Source organism: Pediococcus parvulus, from assembly GCF_007990205.1.
In the GTDB taxonomy this organism is placed as follows: domain Bacteria; phylum Bacillota; class Bacilli; order Lactobacillales; family Lactobacillaceae; genus Pediococcus; species Pediococcus parvulus.
In genome coordinates this window covers 1-1,474 of the sequence record NZ_BJWE01000092.1, presented here as the reverse complement: position 1 = coordinate 1,474, position 1,474 = coordinate 1, and the positions used below count along the sequence as shown (strand labels likewise).

1 protein-coding gene is annotated in these 1,474 nt (G+C 34.9%); it reads right to left on the bottom strand.

The window, feature by feature from the left end:
• Positions 1-50: 50 nt before the first annotated feature.
• Complete coding sequence (locus tag PPA04_RS09445; protein WP_010620868.1) at positions 51-1,334, bottom strand: ISL3 family transposase; 1,284 nt, start codon at positions 1,332-1,334, stop codon at positions 51-53.
• Positions 1,335-1,474 lie beyond the last annotated feature (140 nt).

Sequence of the window (1,474 nt, the reverse complement as noted above, 5' to 3'; positions counted from 1 at the left end):
GGCTCTTTGTCAAATCCTGTTGATAGATGAATTTGGGACACTGTTAGAAGTTATGCAACTTCTAACAGTGTCTTTTTGTTTGGTTTGGTTCTCATTTGTTGTAATTTAACTCTTGAAACTAAGTGGTGATAATTTCGGAAACCGAAGGCAGTTCTTTGAATTTGCTTAATCATTCTATTGATCCCTTCAATTGGACCATTAGAATACTTTGATTCACTGGCATTGAGGACTATTTCAAGATTCTTTTTAAATGTGGTTAAAACATCTTTCATTTGCGAGCTAAGCTTATCGTTGTTATATAAATATTGAACAAGACCATCTTTGTCGTGATTTTTAAGACATATCATAATGCCTTGCATGGCGTTATAAGTATTTAACAGTCTTTCATCAACATCTAGACCTAACTGAACTCTTTCGAGTTGAGTTACTTGTTTCCTAAGGTGTCGATCGAAAAATGTTTTTTTAATCTCAAGCTCATCGAAGTGTTTTAAATAAAGTTTCCAGGAGAATTTAAGCATCCGATATTCCTTGGATTGTTTCTTGTATTCTTTCATAATTTGAACGCGACTTTGGTTAAAAGATCTAGTCATCATCGCAACAATATGAAAACGATCGACAATTATTTTGGCATTTGGAAATACCAATCTGGCGATATCTTGATAGTAACTATTAAGGTCCAGAGAAACTGTCTTTACTTGCTTTCTAGCGGTGCTGTCAAACTTATTAAAGTAATCAATAATAGTTTGTTTAAAGCGATCCGGTAGGATCTGTTGAATTTCATGATCACCATCACCGTTAATACAAAGAAAGTGGAAATCGCCGCCAACACCACGAAATTCATCCATAGATAAGTGCTCAGGTAAAGAATGATAATTTCTCCGAAATAGATCATCATAGTTGTCTAAATAGCGACAAACGGTACTGGGAGAAACACTATTGTCTAAAGCAATACTAGTCTGAGTACGATCATCCTGAAGATGCATGAATATTTTTTGTCTGGTAGCTTTGGAAATATTACAATACTTATTGACGAGGTCTGTTGTTGCCATTACCGAGTTTCCACAATTTTTACAGATTAATCGTTCTTTATGAAGTTCAAGATAGACGGGCTCACTAGCGTTGGCCGACGGATATGAAACACGTGACACATAGTGTCCGTTATGACTAAAGTTTTCAAAACCACATTGAGGACACCTTGTATAAGTGGCTTTTACATTGGCAACATAGACTTTAGCAGGTTTTGATTTTATGAATTGATGCTTATAACTGAAAAAAATAACATTTGGGTCTTTAATACTGAGTGAAAATTTTATATTATTATCTATAGGGTTCATGGTTTCTCACATCCTTTGATGATGCTGTAGTGGGTGGATTTTTTTGTGTGTGGGGACCTGTGGGCCTCTTTTTTTTTCAAAAAAATCCTGTTAATAGATTACCACATTGGTAGTTCATCAACAGGAAAAAGTATAGAGCC

What these genes read in the sequence shown, in the direction of transcription:
- PPA04_RS09445 (WP_010620868.1), bottom strand. Translation starts at nt 1,334, where the DNA reads ATGAACCCTATAGATAATAATATAAAATTTTCACTCAGTATTAAAGAC.